The sequence below is a fragment of the Nocardia aegles genome, assembly GCF_052545135.1.
The window spans coordinates 22,196-43,648 of the sequence record NZ_JBQWRI010000001.1 but is presented as its reverse complement, the minus strand read 5'-3'; the positions used below and the strand labels follow the sequence as shown (position 1 = coordinate 43,648).

The window sequence follows — 21,453 nt, the reverse complement described above, 5'->3', positions numbered from 1 at the left end:
CACAGTGCGCGGTGTGACCGTCGAAGACCGGGCGGCCCACGGGCCGTGGTACATCCGCACCGGTACCCGCCGGGAACGCACAGGTCCACCGCAGCCCGCCGGCGATCGGGCAGATCGGATCGCCCGGTCGCGTCGCGACCTGCGGTGTAGTCGAATCAGCCCGGGGCCGGGGCGGCTGATCGGCACTGCCTGCGTAGCGACGGGGATCGCGGGTGGTTCCGACACAAAGGCCGGATCACCGCCGACCGCTCAGCGGGAGGCGGGCCGGAAGATGTCGTCGAGTGGAGCTCCCGAGGCAGCGGTGGCGCCTTCCTCGGCGAACCACTCCCAGCGCATGACCCGGGCGAGCACCGGGGTCGGTGTGCGCAGCAGCACCTTCGCGATGGCCGCGAAGCGGCTGGTGCCCTCGATGATCGACTGGTGGGCGGCCAGGGCGGTCTTGCGGCGGGCGGCCTGGGCGGAGACGTCGATCCGATGGGTGATCGCCGAACGCGGACTGTACAGCGAGTCGAGATCCGCGAGGTCGTAGCGGAGCGGAAAGCCCAACCGCCCCAGCGAACGGAGCAGGCGGGTGTAGCCGTCGCGGGGCAGGGTGGCGTCCAGCACGCGCGCCACCCCGGCAAATTCGGCCGCGCGTTTGCCCACCTCGTGCACGCGGACGTGGTCGCGGTGCCCGTACCCGCCGTTGCGGTCGTAGCTGAGCAGGATCTCGGCGTTCTCCTCGCGCAGGATCGCGGCGAGCCGCCGCGCCGCGTCCTCGATATCGGCGCGGGCGAAACGCATCCGGTCCGGCGGGTCGGCGTACAGCACCGCGCCGTGGCCGCTGTCGGCGTAACCGAGGTGCACTACGCGGTGCACTCCGAGGGCGGCGGCGCTGGCCTCCAACTCGCTCAGCCGCAGCGCCTTCCGGCCGTCCAGATCGGCCATGTGGCCATCGGTGGCCACGACGATGACAGTTCGGTGCCCGGCGGCGGACAGCTCGGCCAGCGTTCCGCCGGTCAGCAGCGTTTCGTCGTCGGGGTGCGCGTGGAATGCCACAACGGTCGCCATCGCACCAGTGTGCCAAAGACATTCCCAGCTAGCTCTGGGCACGTCGGGCCGCCGGAGGGACCTCGACCGTGCCGACGATCCTCGGCCCGGGATCTCGAGGGAGCCCGGTGGTGCGCTGGGAAATTGCTGACAGCCGCGCCTGCCGTGAGGTCTTACGCCGGGCCACCCAGAAGAGAGGACGTCCGTGAAGCTTCTCGTCACCGGCGACGCCGGGGACATCGGCAGCGTCGTCGCGCACCAACTCCTCGACGCGGGCCACGAAGTGGAGATTCTCGACGACCGGTCCACCGGCTTCGCGACGAACCTTCCGGCGCGCGCGGCGTTCCACGAACTGTCGATCCACCGCGTCGCCGACGTACTCACCCCGACGGCGGGCTTCGACGGCGTCCTGCACTTCGCCGCCAAGATCGATGTAGCCGAATCGGTCGTGTACTTTCGGGACAACCTTCATCGGCGGACCCGGGAAGCGGGATTGCTCAGAGAATGAGCAGAATCAGCGCCTTCTGCAGGGTGTCCACGATGCGGCCGATGGTGATCGCGATTTCGACGGTGCCCATGACAGGCCCCTTTCCTCGGACATGGCAAATCCTCGACACATCAATTCAAACGCGCGGGAACAGGATTCGCCAAGCCCGTACCGGGACGCGTGTTGTCGAGAAGGTTGATCCGCGCGGTACTGCTCGTCGAATCCTCTGTGTCGCGGCACCGGTCGCGTCCGTGCGGCGAACCACCGTCGCGCGCAAACCTTTCGATCCACCGTCAGAAACATCTGTGCCGCGGTCGCGCCGTTGGCACGGACACACTCGCACGACTGGTCTCGATGTGCGGCGGGCGCGGTCGGGCAAACCGCCGCGAATGTCCTGCGAGCCGTCGAGTCGGTCGCCGACGCCGTGCAGCGGCCAAACGAACTGCCCTGGTGACGCCGGGGGCCGGCACTACATCCCGACGACATCGACGATCGGCGCCGGGTAGTCCGCCGGATCGACCTGTTCGCGCCACGGTCGGTGGATGCGCGCACCGGGCAGCTGCGCCAGCTCCGGGACCCACCGCCGGACGTACGCGCCGTCCGGGTCGTAGCGCTGCGCCTGACGCAGCGGATTGAGCACCCGGTTCGGCCTGGTGTCGGTCCCCGTGCCCGCGACCCACTGCCAGTTGAGCTGGTTGTTCGCCAGATCGCCGTCCACCAGCCAGTGCAGGAAGTGCGCCGCCCCCAGCCGCCAGTCGACCCGCAGCGACTTGGTCAGGAAACTGGCCGCGATCAGGCGTGCCCGGTTGTGCATCCAGCCTTCCGCGTGCAGCTGCCGCATTCCCGCGTCCACGATCGGGTGGCCGGTGCGTCCCTCCCGCCAGGCGTCGAGGGCCTGCCGGTCGTCGCGCCGGCGGATCGGGCGGGAGCGGTAGTCCGACCAGGCCGCGGACGGGCGGGCGGCCAGCAACTGGTGGTGGAAATCGCGCCAGGCCAGCTGCCGGGCGAACGCGAGCCCACCCGGGGTGGACATGTCCACCCGATGCGCCAGCTCCACGGGGGACACGCAGCCGAAATGCAGATAGGGTGACAGCCGCGAGGTGGCGTCCGCGGCGAGGCGGTCGTTGTCGCGCGCGTAGTGCCGCACCGGTCCGGACAGCCAGTCGCGCAGGACCTTCCGGCCCGTCGTCTCCCCGCCCACGGCGAGCTGCGGCGACGTCGGGCCCGCGCACAGTTCACTCGCGTCCGGCAGCGGCAGGCCGGACACTCGTGGCACAGTGAGGTTGCGCGGCTTGCCCAGCGGCGTGCGTTGCGGCGCGTCGGACCAGCGGCGGAAATACGGGCTGAAGACCGCGAAGTGGTCGCGTCCGGTGGCGGGCAGCAGCATCTCCGGATCGGCGACGGTGACGGTGGCGGAATGCGTGTGCAGCAGGCAGCCGCGGCGGGAAAGACGCGCCCGCAGCGCGCGTTCCCGATGCCGGCTGTAGCCGCTGACGTCGGCGGCGACGTGCACGTTCTCGGCGCGCACCTGCGCCACCACGCGATCGACCTCCGCGGCCACATCACCGCGGCGCAGAACCAAGCCGCCGCCGATGGCGCGCAGCTCGTCGTCCAACTCGGCGAGGGCTGCGGCGAGGAACCGGGCGCGGTTGGGCGCGGCGAAGCGGCCGGAGAGAATGGCGTCGTCGAGCACGAACAGCGGCACCACCGCGGCGCCCGCTCGGTGCGCGCCGGTCAGCACCGGGTTGTCCCGCACCCGTAGGTCGCGGGTGAACAAAGCGATCGTGACGGTCATCGCGCCCGCCGTCCGGCACGAATGGTCATCCTCAAGCCTCCTTGTCGAATGGCGCGGTCGGGCTCGGCGCCGGTGCGGGCCGCGCCGGGGCGGCATCGGGCGGCTCGGCCATACCGCCGACGACGCGACCCTCCCGGGCGCCGAGCCCGCATCACGCCACGCAGAGCGGGACGATGCGCGATTCACCGCCCGTCGTCGGCGAGGTCAGATACCGGCACGGGTCCTGGCCCGCCGCGGTGATCGCCGCGCGTACCTGCTGCCAGGCATCCGCGCCCAGCGACACGGCGCGAGCCAGGACGAATCCGGAGACCAGGCTCGGGTCGGTGACCACCGCCCATGAATAGTCCGGGCCCAACGCGGTGACGATGTAGTTGGTCGGCCCGTTCAGGCTGTCCTGGGTCGGCACGCTAGGGAAACTGACGTGCAACTGCGCCCCGGTCTCCCGATCGTTGACCACCGCGGTGCCGTTGATCTCGTTCTGTGTGTTCGCCCAGGTGGTGCAGGTGTTGCGCACCGCGATATCGCCCTGTGGGTCGAGCGCGTAGTTCGCCTGTGTGTCGCGCGCACAGGCCAGGTTGAAGTACTGCGGGACGGCGGCAAGCTGACGCCACGTGCCCACGTACCGATCCAGTTCGAGGCGAGCCACCGGTGCGGGCCCGGGCTCCCCCGACGCACCTCCCGCCACCAGCGCCGTGCCGGACAGCGCCGATACCGCCCCGACGAGCAGGCGGATCGACGTACGCAGCAGATTTCGACGATGCATGCCAACTCCTGGGAAATCGGCGACGCGGACCACACCAGCATAGAACGATGCAAATTCGATGCAAAGCGTTTCTTTCCGGGAGTATCGATAACGCCGAGTACCACCCCGCGACCACAGGAGACAGGCGGACGGGTGCCCAGAGATCCGGCCTCCCGCCACAGCCGTGCGGCTGGATGATCCCGCAGCTGTGCGGCTGGATGAATGCCGCATGCCGCGACGCGGTACGCACAGCCGAAACGCCCCGACTCGCTTCCGGTCTCACGCCGATGTCCCTCCCGGCCCCGTCCCTGCGCGCGCAGCGGCGCGCAGTACTGGTGCGCAGCGGGAATCAGGGCAGCAGCGTGGCCGGGTCGATTGTGAACGCGGCCCGGCCGGGTATCGCGAGTCCGCTGCCGCGCGAATCGCCGTCGCGCCGATCCGCGGATGCCATCGCGCCGGGCCCACCGCCGCTGCTTTTCATCACCACTGACCGCGGCGACCAGCACTCGCGCCGTGCTCGGACTGCCCGCAAGGCCGCGCCCAATGTCCCGGCAGGAATTCCAGGGTGAGGTCGCGTCGCCGCGCGGATCGACCCCGGCTGGGTCAACGGTGTTTTCAACCCGGATGTGCTGATCGTCGGGTTCGCGCGCCGGGTCCCGACCTGTGGCCGGGTGGAACGGATCCTGGCGGCGGCGGGCAGAATGGGGCGATGCCCGCCGGTCCCGTTCCCGTGTCCGACGCGGCCGGATACACGGTGCGCGCGGTCGCCGAACGTCTCGGTATCCCGACCGCGACGCTGCGCAGCTGGAACCGCCGCTACGACATCGGCCCACCACAGCACCGCCCGGGTAAGCACCGGCTCTACACCGAGGCCGACATCGCCATGCTCGAGCGGATGCTGACCTTGATCCGCGCGGGAGCGAGCCCGGCGGGAGCCGCCGCCGCGGTGCGTGGACCCGCGCCCACCCGCGGCCACCCCGAATCGCTGCTGGAGGCGGCGTTCGCGTTGGACACCACCGCGGTCTCGGACCGGATCGAAGCGCACGTCCGCGCGTTCGGCGTGGTGGACACCTGGAACCTGCTGTGCCGTCCGGCGTTCGCCGACATCGTCGACCGCCAGCTCGGCGGCGAGGGCTGCATCGATGTGGAGCACTTGCTGTCCTGGTGCGTCATCTCGGTGCTGCACCGGACGAACCCGCCGTCGGCCCCCGTCGGGACGACGCCGGTGGTGCTGGCCTGCACCAGCGGGGAGACGCATTCGCTTCCGCTGGAAGTGCTGCGCGCGGCCCTCGCCGAACGCGGCGCCGGAGCCCGGATGCTCGGCGCCGACGTGCCCACCGCCGCACTCGCCGACACCTTGACCCGGTTCGAACACCCCGCCGCGGTACTGCTGTGGTCGCAGCAGGAGTCCACCGCACTGACCTCCGCGGTGCGTGCCTGCCTCGCAGCGGGGGCCCGGGTTCTGCTCGGCGGTCCCGGATGGGAGGCGGTCTTCCTCCCCGACGGCGTGGAACGCGTCGACAGCCTGGTCGACGCCGCCGACCTGCTCGCCTGAGCGCGATCCGGCGCCGGGACCGATCTGTCGTCGGATGCCTCGACGGCGCACACCATCGTCGCCGAACCCGCTCGCTACCGGCGGCCAGGGCAAATTCGACGCATACCTCCGATTCGCTCCTCCGGTGCGCGTAGCAGCGGATCTCGTTCGGCCGAGCCTGTTCGCCGCGTACGGTCAGCGGCCGATCGGTTCGACGACACCCCGGCTGAATCCAGAGCGACCCTTCGACCAGCGCATCATGCGTTCATCCCCTGAGCACCGCCGGGGGCATCAGCCGGCGGACCTGCCGAGCAGATGCCGCAGCGCCGGTTCGAGGGCCGGGGTACGGAACCGGTGACCGGCCTCGGTCAGCCGAGCTGGCACGACACGCTGACCGGCCGACGCGACCTCCCGGTTGCCTTCGCGGCCGAGCAGGAGCACCGGAGCGAACCCCGGAACCGGAAACAGCGCGGGCCGATGCAGCACGCCCGCGAGCACCGTGGTGTACTCCGCATTCCGAACCGGTTGCGGGGCGACAGCATTGACCGCACCGGACAATTCGAGGTCCCAGAGCGCCCGGTGGTAGACGTCGATCAGGTCATCGATCCCGATCCACGACAGCCACTGCCGACCGTCGCCGATGCGCCCACCCAGCCCAGCCATGAACAAGGGCCGCAACAGCCGCAGCGTGCCGCCGCGTGGGGACTGCACGATCCCGGTGCGCACGCGCACCACGCGTACCCCCGCTTCCGCGGCGGGAACCGTCGCGGCCTCCCACCCCTCGACCACGTCGGCGAGGAAGCCCGCACCGCGTGTCGACCGCTCGGTCAGTATCTCGTCGTCCCGGTCGGCGCCGTAATAGCCGATCGCGGAAGCACTCACGAAGACCGGCACCGCCGCCCGGGCCGCGACCTCGGCGAGTGCGCGGGTCGGCCCGATTCGGCTGTCTGCGATGGCGCGCTTGTGCGCCGCGGTGAACCGGCCCGCGATGGACGCTCCGGCCAGATGCACCACCGCGTCCACGCCGTCGAGCAGATCAGGCGCGGGATGGTCGGTGTCCCAATACCTTTCGTCCGCAGCGCGGGGCGCGTGCCGGACCAGCCGCACCACCCGATGCCCGCCGGTGGACAGGAACGCGGTCAGCGCCGAACCGACCGTGCCGGATGCTCCGGTCACCGCGACGGTCTTGGACACGAAACCCGCTCCCGCCGCCAGGGCGTGGGCCGCGAGATCGTCGGCGAGTTGCCGGTGACGGTAGGCGAACATGGGTCGCAGCACCGTGGCGGGCACCGGAGCGTCCACCCGGTCCACTACCCGAGTGCGCGCCTCGTCGACCACCTCGAAATCGTGGGTGTGCCGCCACGGCAGCAGTCCGGCGGGTAGCGACCCGATTCCGTCGATGGTCACGGCGTCGACGAACCGGCGCGGCGGGTCGTACTCCCGAAAGTCGTGCCGCGCTACCCAGCGCAGGCCGCCGGGCAGTCCGAGCACCGCCTGCCCATCACGGAGCGAGTCCGCTTCGGCGCGCGGCGACACCGGCTGCCACGGCGGCGCCAGGCGGGTCAGGGCGCCGGGGCGCGCGTGCCAGGCGAACACCTCGGACCGGGGTAGATCGATGACGCTCGCGTACTCGATACCCATCACCCGACTGTAGCGCGAATCCGGATGGATGCGTCGTTTACGCATCGTTATTTCACCGACCACGTCGCCACCGCGAAGCCCGCCCAGGCGACGACTTCGGAAGGCTACGCCATAATTAGAACTTGTTCTACCATGTGTCGAGTCCGGTTCACGTCGACGGAGGTTCTGCCATGCCGCTGGATCACTCGGGCACTGCGCTGCTGACGGCCGTCGAGGCCTCGCCGCGTGCGGTCGCGGCGCACGACAAGCTCGCGTGGGTCGGCCTGTTCGCCTCCGACGCGGAGCTCAACGACCCGGTGGGCTCTCGCCCGCACGTCGGCCGCGCCGCGATCGAGCGCTTCTACGACACCTTCATCGGGCCGAACACCATCGCCTTCCGGGTCGACCGGGACCTGGTCCATCCGCCGACGGTGCTACGCGATCTGACCATCGTCACCACGATGTCGACCGGCGCCACCGTCTTCGTCCCGATGCATCTGCGCTACCGGCTGATCGAGCAGGACGGCGCCTGGAAGATCGCCTACCTGGCCGCGCACTGGGAGCTGGCGGGCATGATCCGGCAGCTGCTGCGCACCGGTCCACCGGGCCTGGCCGCCGCGTTGAAGCTCGGACCACAATTGCTCGTCAACCAGGGCGTCGGCGGGGCGCTGGGCATGCTGCGGGCACTCGGCGGCGTCGGCCGTCGTGGAAAGCGCACTGCGACCGGGCTTTTCGCCGCCGCAGCGCGCACCGACCCGAGCCGTGTGCGTGCGTTGCTCGGGCACCGGGTCGATATCGAACTGCCCGCGGGCACGCCGGTGTCGGTGGAGGAATTCACGAATCGGGCGCGCAACATGCGCTGGAGCAAGGTGATCGCCGCCGGACGCACCGTCACGGCGAGTGTGCGGCTCGGTGCGGTACCCGGAGTCGCGGTCGTGGAGTTCGCGACCGGCGGCGACGGCATCGCGAGTCTGCGGTTCTACCTCGATTCCGTCTGATCCGAGTCGAGTCACGGTCCGGAGCGGCACGAAACGCCGGAGTCGGACGACTCGCACCGCCCGGCCAGCCGGTTCGTCGGGCCCGGCACACGTGCTCGCCCCGATCCGCGGAGCCCGCCCGGAACTCCCCGTCTGAGCCGGCGGTTTCCCGATGAGCGACAACCGAGCGCGACAACCGAGCACAACGACTCGGTTGTCGCTCACCGGATGACTCACGCGCCGGTCGACGGTTCTCCGACGGTCGTCGTCGGATCGATGACGCCGAAGACTTCTCCCTGCGGACCCTGGACGATGCCCATGCGCCCGAAGGGGCTGTCGTCGGGTCCGGACATGACCGTGGCGCCGAGGTCGCGCGCCTTGGCGAGTGCTTCGTCGGTGTTGCCGACCTGGAACCAGGTCAGCCAGTACGACGGGTTGTCGCCCGGCATCTTCGTCGAGTCGTTGACTCCGCCGACGGCGTCGCCGTCCTGCGTCAAGCTGAACGTGGAGTAGACGAAGCGCTCGCCGTCGCCGATCTCGGTGTAGTGCCAGCCGAACACCTCGGCGTAGAACTGCTGCGCTTTCTTGTAGTCGCTGGTGTGCAGCTCGTTCCAGCAGTAGGCGCCGTGTTCGTTGTAGATGCCCGCGCCGCTGTGCGCCTTGGCCTCCCAAATCCCGAAAACAGCTCCGGTGGGGTCGGCGCCGACGACCATGCGGCCGACATCGAGCACGTCGAACGGTTGCATCATCAGGGAACCGCCGGCGGCGGTCACCTTCTGCGCGATGGCGTCGGCGTTGTCGGCGGCGAGGTAGGTGGTCCACACCGATGGCATCGGCATGCCTTCGGGCTTGGGTCCGATCCCGGCGGCCGCACGTCCGTTGCGCATCGCCATCAGGTATCCCCCCGCCTCGGGCGGGCTGTCTTGGATCTCCCAGCCGAAGAGTGCGCCGTAGAATTCGCGGGCACGTGCCGGGTCGTCGACCTGGCAGTCGACCCAGCACGGTGTTCCCTCCGGCCAGCTTCCGTCATGAGTGGGCATTGCGGTGCCTCCTGGTACGGGTTGCCGAATGTGCGGCCGGGACAGCCTGCACACGGCTAGTCAACCACCAGCATTCCGTTGGAGCAGGCAGATTCGGCCGCGCGCCCTGGTCCAGTTCGCGAGCCTGGCAAACCAGGCGGAAGACCCCCTACACAGATCAGTCCCCGGTAGTCTGGTCGTTTCCGTAAGCCTCAGTCGTCGCTGACGGCTCCGGTTTTTCGACTGGCTGCCGGGGGCCTAGCCGGATCCTGGTTCGGTGTCTTCACTGCCTACCGACGTCTCAGCGGACAGTGCGCTCACCTACCCGGTGTTCCGGTGTAATAACTAGTTTCCTCCTCATTCGCCGCTAGTCAAGAGGGCAAAACGTCCGTTCCGCGATCCCCCACGGGGGCCGCGCCGCGCCACAGACATCTCTCAGCGAATCGATCGTGGCGTCCACCATCGGCAACCGAACCGGGTGGTTGCGACCGGCGGCGCACACGCCGTTCGACTCCGGCCGACCTGCCGCTACAGCCCCGCCGCCCGGTCCACCGGCGGCCAACTTCCCGGCCCTGCTCATCGCCGGATCGGCACCACCGTCTCGGGCACGGTACGGAACGCATCGCCCGCTTCGAGGCCATGTAGCCGCGGACGCGCAACTATCGAGCGAGTACTAACACCATCGGACCGGCCGCCGAGTTGGGAGACAAAGGCGATGCCCCGCGCTCAGCATTGCCGCCACCGGGACCGATAGCTGACCCGATCCACGTAAAACGGCTCCGGAACCAATGTTCCGGAGCCGTTTCCCTTGTAGCGGGGACAGGATTTGAACCTGCGACCTCTGGGTTATGAGCCCAGCGAGCTACCGAGCTGCTCCACCCCGCGTCGGTAAACACAACATTACACACGGGTTCGCGAAATCTGCAAATCGCCAGCTCAGAGGCGGTTTCGAGAAGTTGAACAGACCGCACGACAGGAAACGCCGACCGCCACCGAACCCGGAACCACGTCCCGGCGATCGCGGCGCACCGCACATATTTCCGCACCGCGCCCACAAGATTGACCATCGAATACTCGCTTCAAACGTGATCTGATTCACCATTTCACGGTGATCTCACTCACATAACGATGCGATAACTTCACGCGGAAAGGGTGTGTTGGCAGCGTTTCCCACCTGGTAAAACTCGCATATTCGAGTTATTCGCTTCATGCAATTCCGGCGTTATCAAGATGTGATCTGCTGAGAATTCTTCGTTACCGTCACTCCACGGCCCGGATCATCCGAGACGGGCTCGAACTCGAACCGCCGAACACCGGTGACCCTGTCCCGCGGCTCGAGGATCCCCGACGACCTGGGGACAGGGACACGGCAGAAAGCACGATCGCCGTGCCGGCGGGCGCAGGGAGGGAAACGACCATGACTGAGAACCGGAAGATCAGCACTCGCGCCCTCGGCTTCGCCGCCATCACCGGCGCTCTTGTTGCCGTCCCGTTCGCATTCTCCACCGCTTCCGCCTCCGCGGCGACCCACGACTGGGACGGCGTCGCGCAGTGCGAGAGCGGTGGCAACTGGGGGATCAACACCGGAAACGGCTACTACGGTGGCCTGCAGTTCTCGCAGAGCACCTGGGCCGCCAACGGCGGCAAGGGCTCGGCCCACACCGCCAGCAAGGCGGAGCAGATCCGCGTGGCGGAGAACGTGCTCGCCACCCAGGGCCCCGGCGCATGGCCGGTGTGCGGCCAGTACCTGCGCCCCGGCACCTCCGAGCCCGAGACGCTGGCGCCGGCCGAGGAACTCCCCGCCGTACCCGAGCCCGCCCGGCCCGCCGTGAGCGCGGCGCAATCCGTGGTCGAGCAGGCCGAGTCCGCCGCGCGCGAACTGGCCGAACAGTACGGCCTGAAGGGTCAGTTCGAGCAGATCTTGAGCCAGAACGGCGCGTTGATCGACTCTCTCGGTCGCTGACGCATCCCGCACCACAAGAAAGGCGCCGCCATCGCGATGATCGGCGGCGCCTTTCTTGTCCCCGTTCGGACGGCGGGGCTACTCAGCGACCGGCGTCCTGATACGCCTTGACGGCGGCTTCCAGCTCGTCCAGCGCCCGGCCGAAGTCCTGGAAATTCCCGCTGCGCATGGCGTTTCGCACATTCTCGATCTTGCGGTTGAGTTCGGCCGCCGCGGCGTCCTTGGCGGCGGACGATCCCGCCGCCGGTGGCGGAACCGAGGCGGGCGGCGGGATCGAGGCGTTGCTGGTCCCGTTGTTGCCCGGTTCGGCGGGCGCCGGAGTGGTGCCGGGCTTGGGTCTGGTGCCCGAGTCACCGCCGAACGGCGTCGCCAGCGCGCCCGCACCGGGGATCACCTGGTTCAGCGCGTCCGTCAAAGTCGAGGCGTAGCCCACCTTGACGTTGCCCGCCTCGTCCCGGTAGCTCACCAGCACCCGCAACAGCTGCGGGAAGGTCGCCGTGTTCGGCCCGGTGTTGCGCTCGTTGTAGAACGGTTCCACATAGAGGATGCCGCCGTCGGCGACCGGCAAGGTCAGCAGATTGCCATATTTGATCTTGTTCGAATTGGACAGCAGCGTTTTCTCCCGCGATACCTCCGGTGACGTCGTCATCCGGTTCTGCGTCTGCTGCGGACCCAATGTCTGGGTGTCCGTGGGCAATCGGAGAATCGTGAATTTCCCGTACCCGTCCGGGTCGGAGCGCACCGAGATATACGCCGCGAGATAGGGCCGGTTGTAGCCGGTCATCGCGCTGGTCAAATTGAACGTGGGCTTGTTCGTCTTCGGGTCACCCAGCAGCACGTAATACGGGGGCTGGTTGGCGGTAGTCCCGCCTTCGGTGGTCGGGTCGGCGGGAACCGACCAGAAAGCATTGTTGGTGAAGAACTCTCGGGGATCGTCGACGTGATACTTCGACAGCATCTCGCGCTGCACCTTGAACAGATCCTCCGGATAGCGGAAGTGCGCCCGCAGTTCCGGCGAGATCTCGCTCTCCGGCTTCACCGCGCCCGGGAACACCCCGCGCCACGCCTTCAGCACCGGGTCCGAGGAGTCGACCTCGTAGAGGGTGACGCTGCCGTCGTACGCGTCGACCGTCGCCTTCACCGAGTTGCGGATGTAGCTGACCTCCTTGCGCGGCAGCAGCCGCCCGGTCTTCTTGTCGATGCTGTCCTCCAGCGCGCCCTCCAGCGAGGTGGTCTGCGCGTAGGGGTAGTTGTCCAGGGTGGTGTAGGCGTCCACGATCCAGACGATGCGCCCGCCGACCACCGCGGGGTAGGCGTTGCCGTCGGTGGTCAGCCAGGGCGCGACCTTCTGCACCCGCTCCCGCGGGCTGCGATTGAAGATGATCTTCGAGTCTTCGCCGATGGCCGAGGAGAACAGGATGTTGCGCTCGGCGTACTTGGCCGCGAAGGCGAGGCGGTTGAACCAGTTGCCGATCGGCACGCCGCCCGTGCCGGTGTAGGTGTACTGCGCGGTGTCGGAGTCGTACTCGCGCGGACGCTGGCCGTCCATCGCGCCGACGATCGCGTAGTCCGGATTGGCCTGCGAGATCAGCTCGCCGAAGTAGACGCGCGGCTGGTCCACCTTGATCCGCTGCTTGTCCGCGGGCGTGAACAGATCGCTCACCATGAAGATCGGGTAACCGCCGTCGCCGCTGCCCCCGGCGGCGTTCGGATCGTCCGACGGCGGCTTGTTCACCCGGTTGGCCGGGGCGGCGACGAAGCCGTTGCCGTGGGTGTACACGGTATGCCGGTTGATCCAGTCGGTCTGGTTGCCGCTCAGCGCCGCGGGCGAGAGCTCCCGGGCGGCGACGATGTAGTCCTGCACGTCACCGTCGAGGTTGTAGCGGTCGATGTCCAGCGACTCGGGGAAGCCGTAGAAGTTCTTCAGCTGGCGCAGCTGCGTGAAGGTGGGCGAGAGGATGTTCGGGTCGAGCAGCCTGGCGTTGCCGATGGTCGCGGCGTCCACCGGTACGTCGAGCGGGCTCTTGCTGCTCTCGCCCTTGTAGTCCTTGTACTCGATCCTGTCGTCGGTGATGCCGAACGCCTGCCGGGTCGCGGCGATGTTGCGTTCGATGTACTCGCTCTCCTTGTCCGCGGCGTTCGGACGCACCGAGAACTGTTCGACCACCAGCGGCCACACCGCCCCGACCAGGATCGAGGACAGCACCAGCAGCGCGGCGGCCATCGCGGGCACCCGCAGATCGCGCAGCACGATGCCCGCGAAGAAGGCCAGCGCGCAGATCACCGCGATGGACAGCAAGATCAGCTTGGCGGGCAGCACCGCGTTGATGTCGGTGTACGAACCGCCGGTGAAGGTGGGTTCCTTGCGGCTGCTGGAAAGCAGTTCGTACCGGTCGAACCAGTAGGCGATCGCCTTGAGCAGCACGAAGATCCCGGCCAGCAGAGCGAGCTGGATGCGCGCGGGGCGGGTGAGCGTGCCCTCGCGCCCGCTCAGCCGCAGCCCGCCGAAGACGTAGTGGGTGACCAGGGCGGCGAAGAACGCGATGACCACCGCGACGAACAGCCAGTTCAGCACCATGCGGTAGAAGGGCAGGTCGAAGGCGTAGAAGCCGACGTCGAGACCGAACTCCGGGTCCTTCTCGCCGAACGAGCCGCCGTTGAGGAACAGCTGCACCGTCACCCAGTTCGACTGGGCCACCAGACCCGACAGCAGGCCGAGCAACACCGGGATGCCGACGCCGAACAGCCGCAGCCTGCTCATCACGGTGGTGCGGTAGCGCGCGATCGGATCGTTCGGGCCCGCCACCGGCACGAACACCGGCCTGGATCGGTAGGCCAGCAACAGCGCCAGCCACACCACCAGTCCGACGAAGGCCGCCACGACGAGGAACAGCAGCACTCGGGTCCGCAACACCGTGAGATACACGTTGCGGAAGCCGACCTCGCCGAACCACAACCAGTTCGTGTAGGCGTCCGTCAACCGCGGCCCGAGCAGCAGTAACGCCGCGAGGACGATGGCAGCCACCAGCAGCACACGGCTGCGTCGGGACAGCGAAGGTAAGCCGGTGGGGGGCCGCATGCCCACGATGCCACTCTCCAAGGTCCGGCGACGCTCGCACCGATACGCCCGGCCGATGCGCCGCAGTCGGATGTTGCGGGTGGTCCTTCCGGACCGTCTCGGCCCACTCTACGGAAATCGGACACCATGCAGCTGGCAGGGTTGCGCTTGCCGCGCCGGGAACCGTTTGTCCGGGCTTCCGGCTGTCGCCGTCGGCGGTTTGATTGGATGTTCGCGTGACCGCAGACCTGCACGCCGAACTAGTCCTCGCCCGATCCGTCCGGGAGGTGGCGGAATTCGTCGATGCCGAGGGCTGGGGGCGTCCCCCGCAGATGTTCGCCCTGGTGCCGACCGCGGAGCTGGTGGCGGCGCAACCGGAACTGGAGGATCAGCTCGATGAGGGCGACGAGCTGACGCCGGTGGCCCAGGAGGCGTTCCCGGACGACATCACCGGCGGCTCGATCGCCCTGGACGAATTCCTGGCCACGACCAGCTGGCCGCCCGCCGTCCGCGGTTGTGTGCTGGTGCAGGAGATCGTGGTGCTCCCGCCGGACGCGGAGTCGACGCTCGACGACGCGCTCGCCCCGCTGCTGGCCGACCACGAGGCCGCCGACGCGGCCGCGCGCGCCGCCGCCGAAGCGCACCCGGAGCGCCGGGAGGCCCGGTTGTTCGCCGCGGTGCTGCGCGACGGCGCGTCGCTGTGCCTGTTGCAGCTGCGCCCCGAGGACGACGCGGACGATTTCGGCGACCTCGACCTGCGCACCTACCCCAACCTGGCGCCGAACCTGGTCGAGGCGCTGCACCACACGCTCGAGTGACATGCCGCCGGTGCGGCACCGCGGAACGGCGCTGCCTCGGCGTCGCGGCATTCCGGGGTGGATCACCCCGCGGTGGTGCCGACCACGGCTCGCTCGCCCGGCGTCGGTCGCGGGTCGTCCGCCGCCGCGCGGTCCGGCGCTACCCGCAGCTGACCGGTTCCTTGCCGGTGTTGATCTCGTTGAGCGACTGCACCGCGCCGGTCAGGTTCTCAACCCGCACCAACCGCAGGCCGTCGGGAGTCCGCTGCTTGGCCTCGGCACAGTTGGCGGCCGGGACCAGGAAGGTCTCCGCCCCCGCGTCCCGCGCGGCCATCATCTTGTACTGGATGCCACCGATCGGCCCCACCTTGCCGTCCTGATCGATGGTCCCGGTGCCCGCCACGAACTTGCCGCCGTCCAGCTCGCCGGGCGAGAGCTTGTCGATCAGGGCCAGGCTGAACATCAGGCCGGCCGAGGGGCCTCCGATGTCGGCGAGGTTGAACGCGACCTCCAGCGGCGGCCGGGCGCCCTCGCCCGGCGTCACGCCGAGGTAGCCCTTGGCCGGGTCGTCGGGGCGGGCGCCGAGCACGATCGTCGCGGTCTGCTCGGCGTTATCGCGCCGGAACACAACGGTCAGCGTGCTGCCGGGCGCCTGGGACCCGACCGCCGTGACGACGTCCTTGGGCGTCGCCACCGGCGTGCCATTGATGCTGATCAGTTCGTCACCCGCGCGCAGCGCGTCATGAGCGGGCCCGTCGTCGGACACCTTGCGCAGCAGCACGACCGTCGGCAGGTTCAGGTAGTGCAGCGCGGCGACCTCGGCGTTGCTCTCGGAGTTCTTGAAGTCCTCCTGGTTGGACTTGTCGATCTCCTCCCGCGAGACGTCGGGCGGGTAGACCTCTGAGCGCGGCACCAGGCCGTGCTTGCCGCTGGCCCAGAATCCGAACGCCTCGAAAATGCTCAGCCCGTCCCGCACCGACACTGTCGTCATGTTGAGATGGCCCGTGGTCGGATCGACCTGAGTGCCCTGCACGTCGACGACGTCCTTGCCGTCCACCGTGCCGAGGGTGTTGAAGGTGGGGCCGGGCCCGAGTGCGACGAACGGCACAGTCAGCACGCTGCCGACGACACCGAGCATGAGCACCGGGATCAGGGCGGCCACCAGGGTGAGGATCCGACGATTCACCTGGACCACAGTAGTGACCGCCCGCGGCGCGAGTGGCCGAAGGCGGTCATTTCGCCCGGGCGCGCCGCCGCCGGTTTCGCGCCGCGCGAACAGAGGGATGCTGTGCTACACGCGTAACGTAAAGGGCATGAACGACCTCCCCTTCGGATTCTCGAACCGCGACGACGACGATCGCAAGCGCGGTGACGAGCCGAGCGGGCCCGGCCCGAACGACCCGTTCGGTTTCGGCATCGGTGGGTCCGGCGCGGGCGGATTCGACCCGGCGCAACTCGGGCAGATGCTGACCTCGCTCGGCCAGATGCTCAGTGGCATGGGCCGACCGGGCTCGACGCAGGCCGGGCCGGTGAACTACGACCTCGCCAAACGGCTGGCCCGCCAGCAGCTCGGCTCGACCGTCGCCCCGGTGAGTTCAGGCGCCGCGAGCGCGGTGGCCGACGCCACCCACCTCGCCGAACTCTGGCTCGACAATGCGACCACCCTGCCCGCGGGCGCCACCAAGACGGTCGCGTGGACCGCCAACGACTGGATCGAGCAGACCCTGCCCACCTGGCAGCGGCTGTGCGACCCGGTCGCCGAGCAGATTTCGGGCATGTGGACCGCGGCGCTGCCCGAGGAGGCCAGGCAGTTCGCCGCGCCGATGGTCGGCATGCTGGGCCAGATGGGCGGCTTGGCCTTCGGATCGCAGCTCGGCCAGGCGCTCGGCCAACTCGCCAAAGAGGTGCTGACCTCCACCGACATCGGTCTTCCGCTCGGCCCCACCGGCACAGCGGCGCTGCTGCCCGCGGCGATCTCGGAGTTCAGTGCGGGGCTGGAGCAGCCCGAAAGCGAGATCTTGGTGTTCCTGGCCGCGCGGGAGGCCGCCCACCAGCGGCTGTTCGCGCACGTGCCGTGGCTGCGCCAGCAGGTGCTCGGCGCGGTCGAGGACTACGCGCGCGGCATTCGGATGGACTTCTCCGCGATGGAGCAGGCCGCGCAGAACATCGACCCGATGTCGCTGACCGATCCGTCGAAGCTCGAGGAGATCCTGGCGCAGGGCACTTTCGAGCCGCAGACCACGCCCGAGCAGAAGCAGGCGCTGGAACGGCTGGAGACGCTGCTGGCGCTCATCGAGGGCTGGGTGCAGGTGGTCGTCGCCGACGCGGTGGGCGACCGCTTGCCCGGCGCGGGTGCGCTGGCGGAGACGCTGCGCAGGCGGCGCGCCACCGGCGGTCCCGCGGAGCAGACCTTCGCGACGCTGGTCGGCCTGGAGTTGCGTCCGCGCAAGCTGCGCGAGGCGGCGGCACTATGGCGCAGGCTCACCGACGACGCGGGCATGACCGCCCGCGACCGCGTGTGGGCCCACCCCGACCTGCTGCCGGATTCCGACGATCTGGACTCCCCCGCCCGCTTCATCGACTCGGTCATCGGCGGCGGCGCCACCGCGTTCGACGATCCGCTCGCGCAACTGGCCGAAACCGAGGCTCGCGAGCGGGCCGCCCGGGACCAAAAGGACGATGAATCCGGGCCCGACCTCGGCAAAGAGGGTGGCGCATCCTCCTGAACCAGGCTGTGGATGACGCGAAATCCTGTGGATAACCGAGGATTTCGACACCGGCCGCGCACCGCGTGATCCGCATACTGACGACATGACAACACTGTGTCGTGGTCCCCGATTGCGCCCGAGGGTGACTGTCCTGGTCCGCCCGACCGGTGTCGTCCAACTCGGGTGCGATCCGGAAACCGCGGTGGTACTCGATCCGGAAGGCATGGACGCCGACACCGTCGTCGCGTTCCTGCGCCTGCTCGACGGTCTGCGCACCAAACCGCAGATCATCTGGCGCGCCGGAGAATGCGGCATCGATGCCGAACGCGCCGTGGCATTGCTCACGCTGGTCGACGAAGCCGGACTGCTGGACCACCCGCAGGACCGGGCCGATCACGTGCGAACAGTGCGGGTGCACGGGCTCGGGCCGCTGTCGGACGCGGTGTCGACCGGCTTGCGGGCGCTCGGTATGCGGCCGAGCCGCTCCCGGGACTATCCCTCCGATACCGCGACAGTGCGGTCCTGGGGAGCCGATCTCGTGGTGCTCGCCGACACGCTGATGCCCGATCCCCGGCTGGTGAGCGACTTGGTGCTGCACCGGATCCCGCATCTACAGCTGCGCATCCGCGACAGCAAGGGCGTCATCGGCCCCTTGGTGCTGCCGGGCGTCACCAGCTGCCTGCGCTGCGCGGACCTGATCCGCACACAGAACGACACCGACTGGCCGCACTTGGCGGCCCAACTGCTCGGCCGCATCGGCCACGCCTCCCCCGCCGGAATAGCGGCCACCACGGCAATCGCTCTCGCCGAACTAGAGACGATCATCGACTGCTCACCCCGGCGAACCCCCGCCACGTTGAACGCGACACTGGAGTTGGACCTGGATTCACACACTCTCGATCGGCGCGAATGGCACCGCCATCCCGACTGCGGGTGTGCGCACGTTCCCGCGGAACATGGCACCGCAACCCGGCCGTGATCGAGGTTGCCGTGGCCGACCGGCCGGTCCGTCCGCCATGATGGGTACGTGTCTGAGATCGTGCGCCGTCGCTCGTCCCGCAACGCCAAGTTGGCCAAAATCCCGCTCGGCATAGCCGGGCGGGCGGCCATGGGGTTCGGCAAGAAGCTCGCCGGAGGCGACAAGTCCGAGATCAACGCCCACCTCAATCAGAAGGCCGCGGAGCAGCTGTTCACGGTGCTCGGCGAGCTCAAAGGCGGCGCGATGAAGTTCGGGCAGGCACTCAGCGTGATGGAGGCCGCGGTTCCCGAGGAGTTCGGCGAGCACTATCGTGAGGCGCTCACCAAGCTGCAGGCCGCCGCGCCGCCGATGCCGGCCGCGACTGTCCACCGCGTGCTCGACCAGCAGCTCGGCACCCAGTGGCGTAGCCGCTTCCGTGAGTTCGACGACACCCCGGCCGCATCGGCCAGCATCGGACAGGTGCACCGGGCGGTGTGGTCGGACGGGCGGATCGTCGCGGTGAAGGTGCAGTATCCCGGCGCCGACGAGGCGCTGCGCGCCGACCTCAAGACGCTGTCGCGGATGTCCGGCCTGGTCGCGTCGGTGATTCCCGGTGCGGATGTCAAGCCGCTTCTCGCCGAGATCACCGAACGCACCGAAGAAGAGCTCGACTACCGCAACGAAGCGGCCAACCAGCGCGCTTTCGCCAAGGGCTTCGACGGGCACGGCGAGATCGTGGTGCCGAAGGTGGTGGCGAGCGCGCCGAAGGTGATCGTCACCGAATGGCTCGACGGCGTCCCCGTCTCCACGATCATCAAGCAGGGCGCCGAGGATCCGGAGGGCACCCGCGCGCTGCGCAATCGCGTCGCGGGGCTGATGGGCCGGTTCCATTTCTCCTCACCGGAGATCGTCGGGCTCCTGCACGCCGATCCACATCCGGGCAATTTCATGATGCTGCCCGACGGCAAACTGGCGGTCATCGATTTCGGCGCCTGCGCACCGATGCCCGAGGGGTTTCCCCCGGTTCTCGGCCGAATGCTGGCCTTGGCGGTCGAGGAGCGCTTCGCCGAACTCACCGAACTGCTCTACGACCACGGCTGGGTGATCCCCGGCCGAGTAGTCACCCACCAGGAGATCGCCGACTACCTGCGGCCGTTCACCGACCCGATCCAGGCCGACTCGTTCCACTTCACTCGCAGCTGGATGCAACGGGCGGCGGGCAAAGCTTCCGAGCTCTCCAGCCCCGAAATGAAAACCGCACGCGCACTTCAACTTCCGGCGCAATACCTGATGATCTTCCGGGTGCTCGGCGGCTCGGTCGGCATCCTGGCGCAACTCGACGCCGAACTGCCGTTCATGCAATTGGTCCGCACCTGGATGCCCGGCTTCACCGAGGAACGCACCGCCTCCTGAACCGAAACCCCCACAGCCCGGCGAGCTACCGCTCAACTACAAAGGGACTCCGGGACGGCCACCGAACCGGGGAAGTCCCTACGGCCACCGAACCGGGGGAAGTCGCTACCGCTCCCCACCCGACCCGCCGAGTGCGAGTCTTACGAGCACCGTTCGCGGCCCGTCTCGCACCCGAGTGACCGAAGCGCATGCGACGTAGTCGCGAGTCTCGGTCGCTCGGGCGCGAGACTCCCCGGGGCCGCGAACACGCAGCGCCGCAGGCGCTGCAAATCGAACACAGCGCATGCGACGCAGTCGCGAGTCTCGGTCGCTCGGGTGCGAGACTCCCCGGGGCCGCGAACACGCAGCGCCGCAGGCGCTGCAAAAACCAGCACAGCCGCCCACCAGGTAACGGTGGGCGGCTGGCTTGCTTTCTCGTTCGTTGGCTCGGCCCGTGCCGGGTCCGACCGAATCGAGCACATCGACCGGAGGGAGGGAAGTCACTCCCCGGCTCATGCCGGGACCGCGACCTTGCGCGGACGACCACGGGGACGCTTGCGGGCGATCACGACACCCTGGTCGAAGATCTCACCGCCCCAAACACCCCACGGCTCACGACGATCCATGGCTGCGCTCAGGCAGCCTTTGCGGATCGGGCAGGTCGCGCACAGTGCCTTGGCCTGCTCCAACTGGACCGGGCTCTCGGCGAACCAGAGGTCCGGGTCTCCAGCACGGCAGGGCAGGACCTTGGTGATCTCCTGGGTCCGAGTAGGCGACGCCACGGTTCGGCATGTCACGTCAGTAGCGGCCTGCGGCCAACCCTGTGCGGTGAACACGTCGTTCTCCTTCAGCTCGTTTGCAGCGGTTCGTTTGTTGTGGCGAAACCGGTGCCGGTCGGCTGAAGGGCCGGAGAATATTGGCCACGGTTTCGCTGTCGGGCGATCCGTGGCCAGGAGGTCGGGGAGGAGTTCCCTACCTAGGTCGACATCTGTGTCGTGTCCTGATCACGGTCGCTGGGTGTGCGGTGCGGAGGCGTGCTGCCCGCGGATCCGCCGGCTCGAAGCCGGTTTCATCCGCGAAGACACCGATTGCTGCCTCGACAGCCGTCGGGTGCCAGCCCGCGCTGGGCTTGTCCTGGTTCTCGGTACCGATCGACGCCTGCATGGCAGCGCAATTCACATGCGTGCCGGATTTGCCGAACGCACCGATTCCGGACAGACCGATCCCCTGCAAAGCGAGGATCCCCCGGGAGGCCGCCATGGGCGCATAGACCGCAACGCCACTGGCGCCGAAGTTCATAATGTTGTCCATTGCTCTGCCTCCCTCCTGTACTCGTTGTGTGCGGTAACTGTGCGCGCCGAGATGCCCTCCCGG

At 68.8% G+C, this 21,453-nt stretch carries 17 protein-coding genes and 1 tRNA gene; 8 read left to right on the top strand and 10 right to left on the bottom strand.

Annotated features, from left to right (window positions below):
• Nucleotides 1–249: 249 nt before the first annotated feature.
• Nucleotides 250–1,050 carry a PIG-L deacetylase family protein gene (locus tag ACT89H_RS00185; RefSeq protein ID WP_445106412.1) on the bottom strand — a complete coding sequence of 267 codons (801 nt, stop codon included), beginning with the start codon at nt 1,048–1,050 and terminating at the stop codon, nt 250–252.
• A gap of 184 nt (nt 1,051–1,234) precedes the next feature.
• Between ACT89H_RS00185 and ACT89H_RS00180 the strand changes: the two genes are divergently transcribed.
• A complete protein-coding gene (locus ACT89H_RS00180) occupies nt 1,235–1,537 on the top strand; it encodes an NAD-dependent epimerase/dehydratase family protein (protein ID WP_445106411.1) in 303 nt (100 codons plus the stop codon).
• Between the two features lie 448 nt (nt 1,538–1,985).
• On the opposite strand, the gene ACT89H_RS00175 is transcribed toward ACT89H_RS00180, so the two are convergent.
• Both ACT89H_RS00175 and ACT89H_RS00170 read right to left on the bottom strand, forming a co-directional pair.
• Nucleotides 1,986–3,311, bottom strand: coding sequence for a cryptochrome/photolyase family protein (locus ACT89H_RS00175; protein ID WP_445106410.1), 1,326 nt, complete (start codon nt 3,309–3,311; stop codon nt 1,986–1,988).
• 151 nt (nt 3,312–3,462) lie between these two features.
• A complete protein-coding gene (locus ACT89H_RS00170; protein WP_445106409.1) occupies nt 3,463–4,074 on the bottom strand; it encodes a lipocalin family protein in 612 nt (203 codons plus the stop codon).
• 688 nt (nt 4,075–4,762) lie between these two features.
• Here ACT89H_RS00170 and ACT89H_RS00165 point away from each other — a divergent pair.
• Nucleotides 4,763–5,608 carry a MerR family transcriptional regulator gene (locus ACT89H_RS00165; RefSeq protein WP_445106408.1) on the top strand — a complete coding sequence of 282 codons (846 nt, stop codon included), beginning with the start codon at nt 4,763–4,765 and terminating at the stop codon, nt 5,606–5,608.
• A gap of 270 nt (nt 5,609–5,878) precedes the next feature.
• Here the strand turns inward: ACT89H_RS00165 and ACT89H_RS00160 are convergent, their stop codons facing one another.
• A complete protein-coding gene (locus tag ACT89H_RS00160) occupies nt 5,879–7,228 on the bottom strand; it encodes a TIGR01777 family oxidoreductase (RefSeq protein WP_445106407.1) in 1,350 nt (449 codons plus the stop codon).
• Between the two features lie 170 nt (nt 7,229–7,398).
• Between ACT89H_RS00160 and ACT89H_RS00155 the strand changes: the two genes are divergently transcribed.
• Nucleotides 7,399–8,205, top strand: coding sequence for a nuclear transport factor 2 family protein (locus ACT89H_RS00155; RefSeq protein WP_445106406.1), 807 nt, complete (start codon nt 7,399–7,401; stop codon nt 8,203–8,205).
• A 212-nt stretch (nt 8,206–8,417) separates the two neighbouring features.
• Here ACT89H_RS00155 and ACT89H_RS00150 read toward each other — a convergent pair whose 3' ends face one another.
• Complete coding sequence (locus ACT89H_RS00150) at nt 8,418–9,224, bottom strand: VOC family protein (protein ID WP_445106405.1); 807 nt, start codon at nt 9,222–9,224, stop codon at nt 8,418–8,420.
• A 790-nt stretch (nt 9,225–10,014) separates the two neighbouring features.
• Nucleotides 10,015–10,088: transfer RNA gene (locus ACT89H_RS00145), tRNA-Met, on the bottom strand.
• A gap of 532 nt (nt 10,089–10,620) precedes the next feature.
• On the opposite strand from ACT89H_RS00145, the gene ACT89H_RS00140 reads away from it, so the two are divergent.
• Complete coding sequence (locus ACT89H_RS00140) at nt 10,621–11,166, top strand: transglycosylase family protein (protein ID WP_445106404.1); 546 nt, start codon at nt 10,621–10,623, stop codon at nt 11,164–11,166.
• 82 nt (nt 11,167–11,248) lie between these two features.
• Here ACT89H_RS00140 and ACT89H_RS00135 read toward each other — a convergent pair whose 3' ends face one another.
• The gene (locus ACT89H_RS00135; RefSeq protein ID WP_445106403.1) at nt 11,249–14,251 is read right to left on the bottom strand and encodes a UPF0182 family protein; all 3,003 of its coding nucleotides are present in this window, start codon (nt 14,249–14,251) and stop codon (nt 11,249–11,251) included.
• Between the two features lie 209 nt (nt 14,252–14,460).
• Here ACT89H_RS00135 and ACT89H_RS00130 point away from each other — a divergent pair, with 209 nt between their 5' ends.
• Complete coding sequence (locus tag ACT89H_RS00130; protein WP_445106402.1) at nt 14,461–15,042, top strand: PPA1309 family protein; 582 nt, start codon at nt 14,461–14,463, stop codon at nt 15,040–15,042.
• A 139-nt stretch (nt 15,043–15,181) separates the two neighbouring features.
• Here ACT89H_RS00130 and ACT89H_RS00125 read toward each other — a convergent pair whose 3' ends face one another.
• On the bottom strand, nt 15,182–16,207 hold the full coding sequence (locus ACT89H_RS00125) for a YlbL family protein (protein ID WP_445106401.1): 1,026 nt from the start codon (nt 16,205–16,207) through the stop codon (nt 15,182–15,184).
• A gap of 127 nt (nt 16,208–16,334) precedes the next feature.
• Here ACT89H_RS00125 and ACT89H_RS00120 point away from each other — a divergent pair, with 127 nt between their 5' ends.
• The 3 genes from ACT89H_RS00120 (at nt 16,335) to ACT89H_RS00110 (ending at nt 20,100) form a co-directional block, all read left to right on the top strand.
• Nucleotides 16,335–17,747: a zinc-dependent metalloprotease gene (locus ACT89H_RS00120; RefSeq protein ID WP_445106400.1), complete on the top strand. Its 1,413-nt coding sequence runs from the start codon at nt 16,335–16,337 to the stop codon at nt 17,745–17,747.
• 85 nt (nt 17,748–17,832) lie between these two features.
• Nucleotides 17,833–18,708, top strand: a complete 876-nt coding sequence (locus ACT89H_RS00115) for a hypothetical protein (protein ID WP_445106399.1) — start codon at nt 17,833–17,835, stop codon at nt 18,706–18,708.
• 48 nt (nt 18,709–18,756) lie between these two features.
• A complete protein-coding gene (locus ACT89H_RS00110) occupies nt 18,757–20,100 on the top strand; it encodes an ABC1 kinase family protein (RefSeq protein WP_445106398.1) in 1,344 nt (447 codons plus the stop codon).
• 491 nt (nt 20,101–20,591) lie between these two features.
• Here ACT89H_RS00110 and ACT89H_RS00105 read toward each other — a convergent pair whose 3' ends face one another.
• The gene (locus tag ACT89H_RS00105) at nt 20,592–20,915 is read right to left on the bottom strand and encodes a WhiB family transcriptional regulator (protein ID WP_083880787.1); all 324 of its coding nucleotides are present in this window, start codon (nt 20,913–20,915) and stop codon (nt 20,592–20,594) included.
• A gap of 136 nt (nt 20,916–21,051) precedes the next feature.
• Nucleotides 21,052–21,390 (bottom strand): hypothetical protein, encoded by a 339-nt coding sequence (locus tag ACT89H_RS00100; protein ID WP_445106397.1) that lies wholly within the window; start codon nt 21,388–21,390, stop codon nt 21,052–21,054.
• Nucleotides 21,391–21,453 lie beyond the last annotated feature (63 nt).

Bases quoted from the DNA above. Each gene is read 5' to 3' on its own strand.
- ACT89H_RS00185 (WP_445106412.1), bottom strand. From the start codon at position 1,050: ATGGCGACCGTTGTGGCATTCCACGCGCACCCCGACGACGAAACGCTG.
- ACT89H_RS00175 (WP_445106410.1), bottom strand. From the start codon at position 3,311: ATGACCGTCACGATCGCTTTGTTCACCCGCGACCTACGGGTGCGGGAC.
- ACT89H_RS00170 (WP_445106409.1), bottom strand. From the start codon at position 4,074: ATGCATCGTCGAAATCTGCTGCGTACGTCGATCCGCCTGCTCGTCGGG.
- ACT89H_RS00165 (WP_445106408.1), top strand. From the start codon at position 4,763: ATGCCCGCCGGTCCCGTTCCCGTGTCCGACGCGGCCGGATACACGGTG.
- ACT89H_RS00160 (WP_445106407.1), bottom strand. From the start codon at position 7,228: ATGGGTATCGAGTACGCGAGCGTCATCGATCTACCCCGGTCCGAGGTG.
- ACT89H_RS00155 (WP_445106406.1), top strand. From the start codon at position 7,399: ATGCCGCTGGATCACTCGGGCACTGCGCTGCTGACGGCCGTCGAGGCC.
- ACT89H_RS00150 (WP_445106405.1), bottom strand. From the start codon at position 9,224: ATGCCCACTCATGACGGAAGCTGGCCGGAGGGAACACCGTGCTGGGTC.
- ACT89H_RS00140 (WP_445106404.1), top strand. From the start codon at position 10,621: ATGACTGAGAACCGGAAGATCAGCACTCGCGCCCTCGGCTTCGCCGCC.
- ACT89H_RS00120 (WP_445106400.1), top strand. From the start codon at position 16,335: ATGAACGACCTCCCCTTCGGATTCTCGAACCGCGACGACGACGATCGC.
- ACT89H_RS00115 (WP_445106399.1), top strand. From the start codon at position 17,833: ATGACAACACTGTGTCGTGGTCCCCGATTGCGCCCGAGGGTGACTGTC.
- ACT89H_RS00100 (WP_445106397.1), bottom strand. From the start codon at position 21,390: ATGGACAACATTATGAACTTCGGCGCCAGTGGCGTTGCGGTCTATGCG.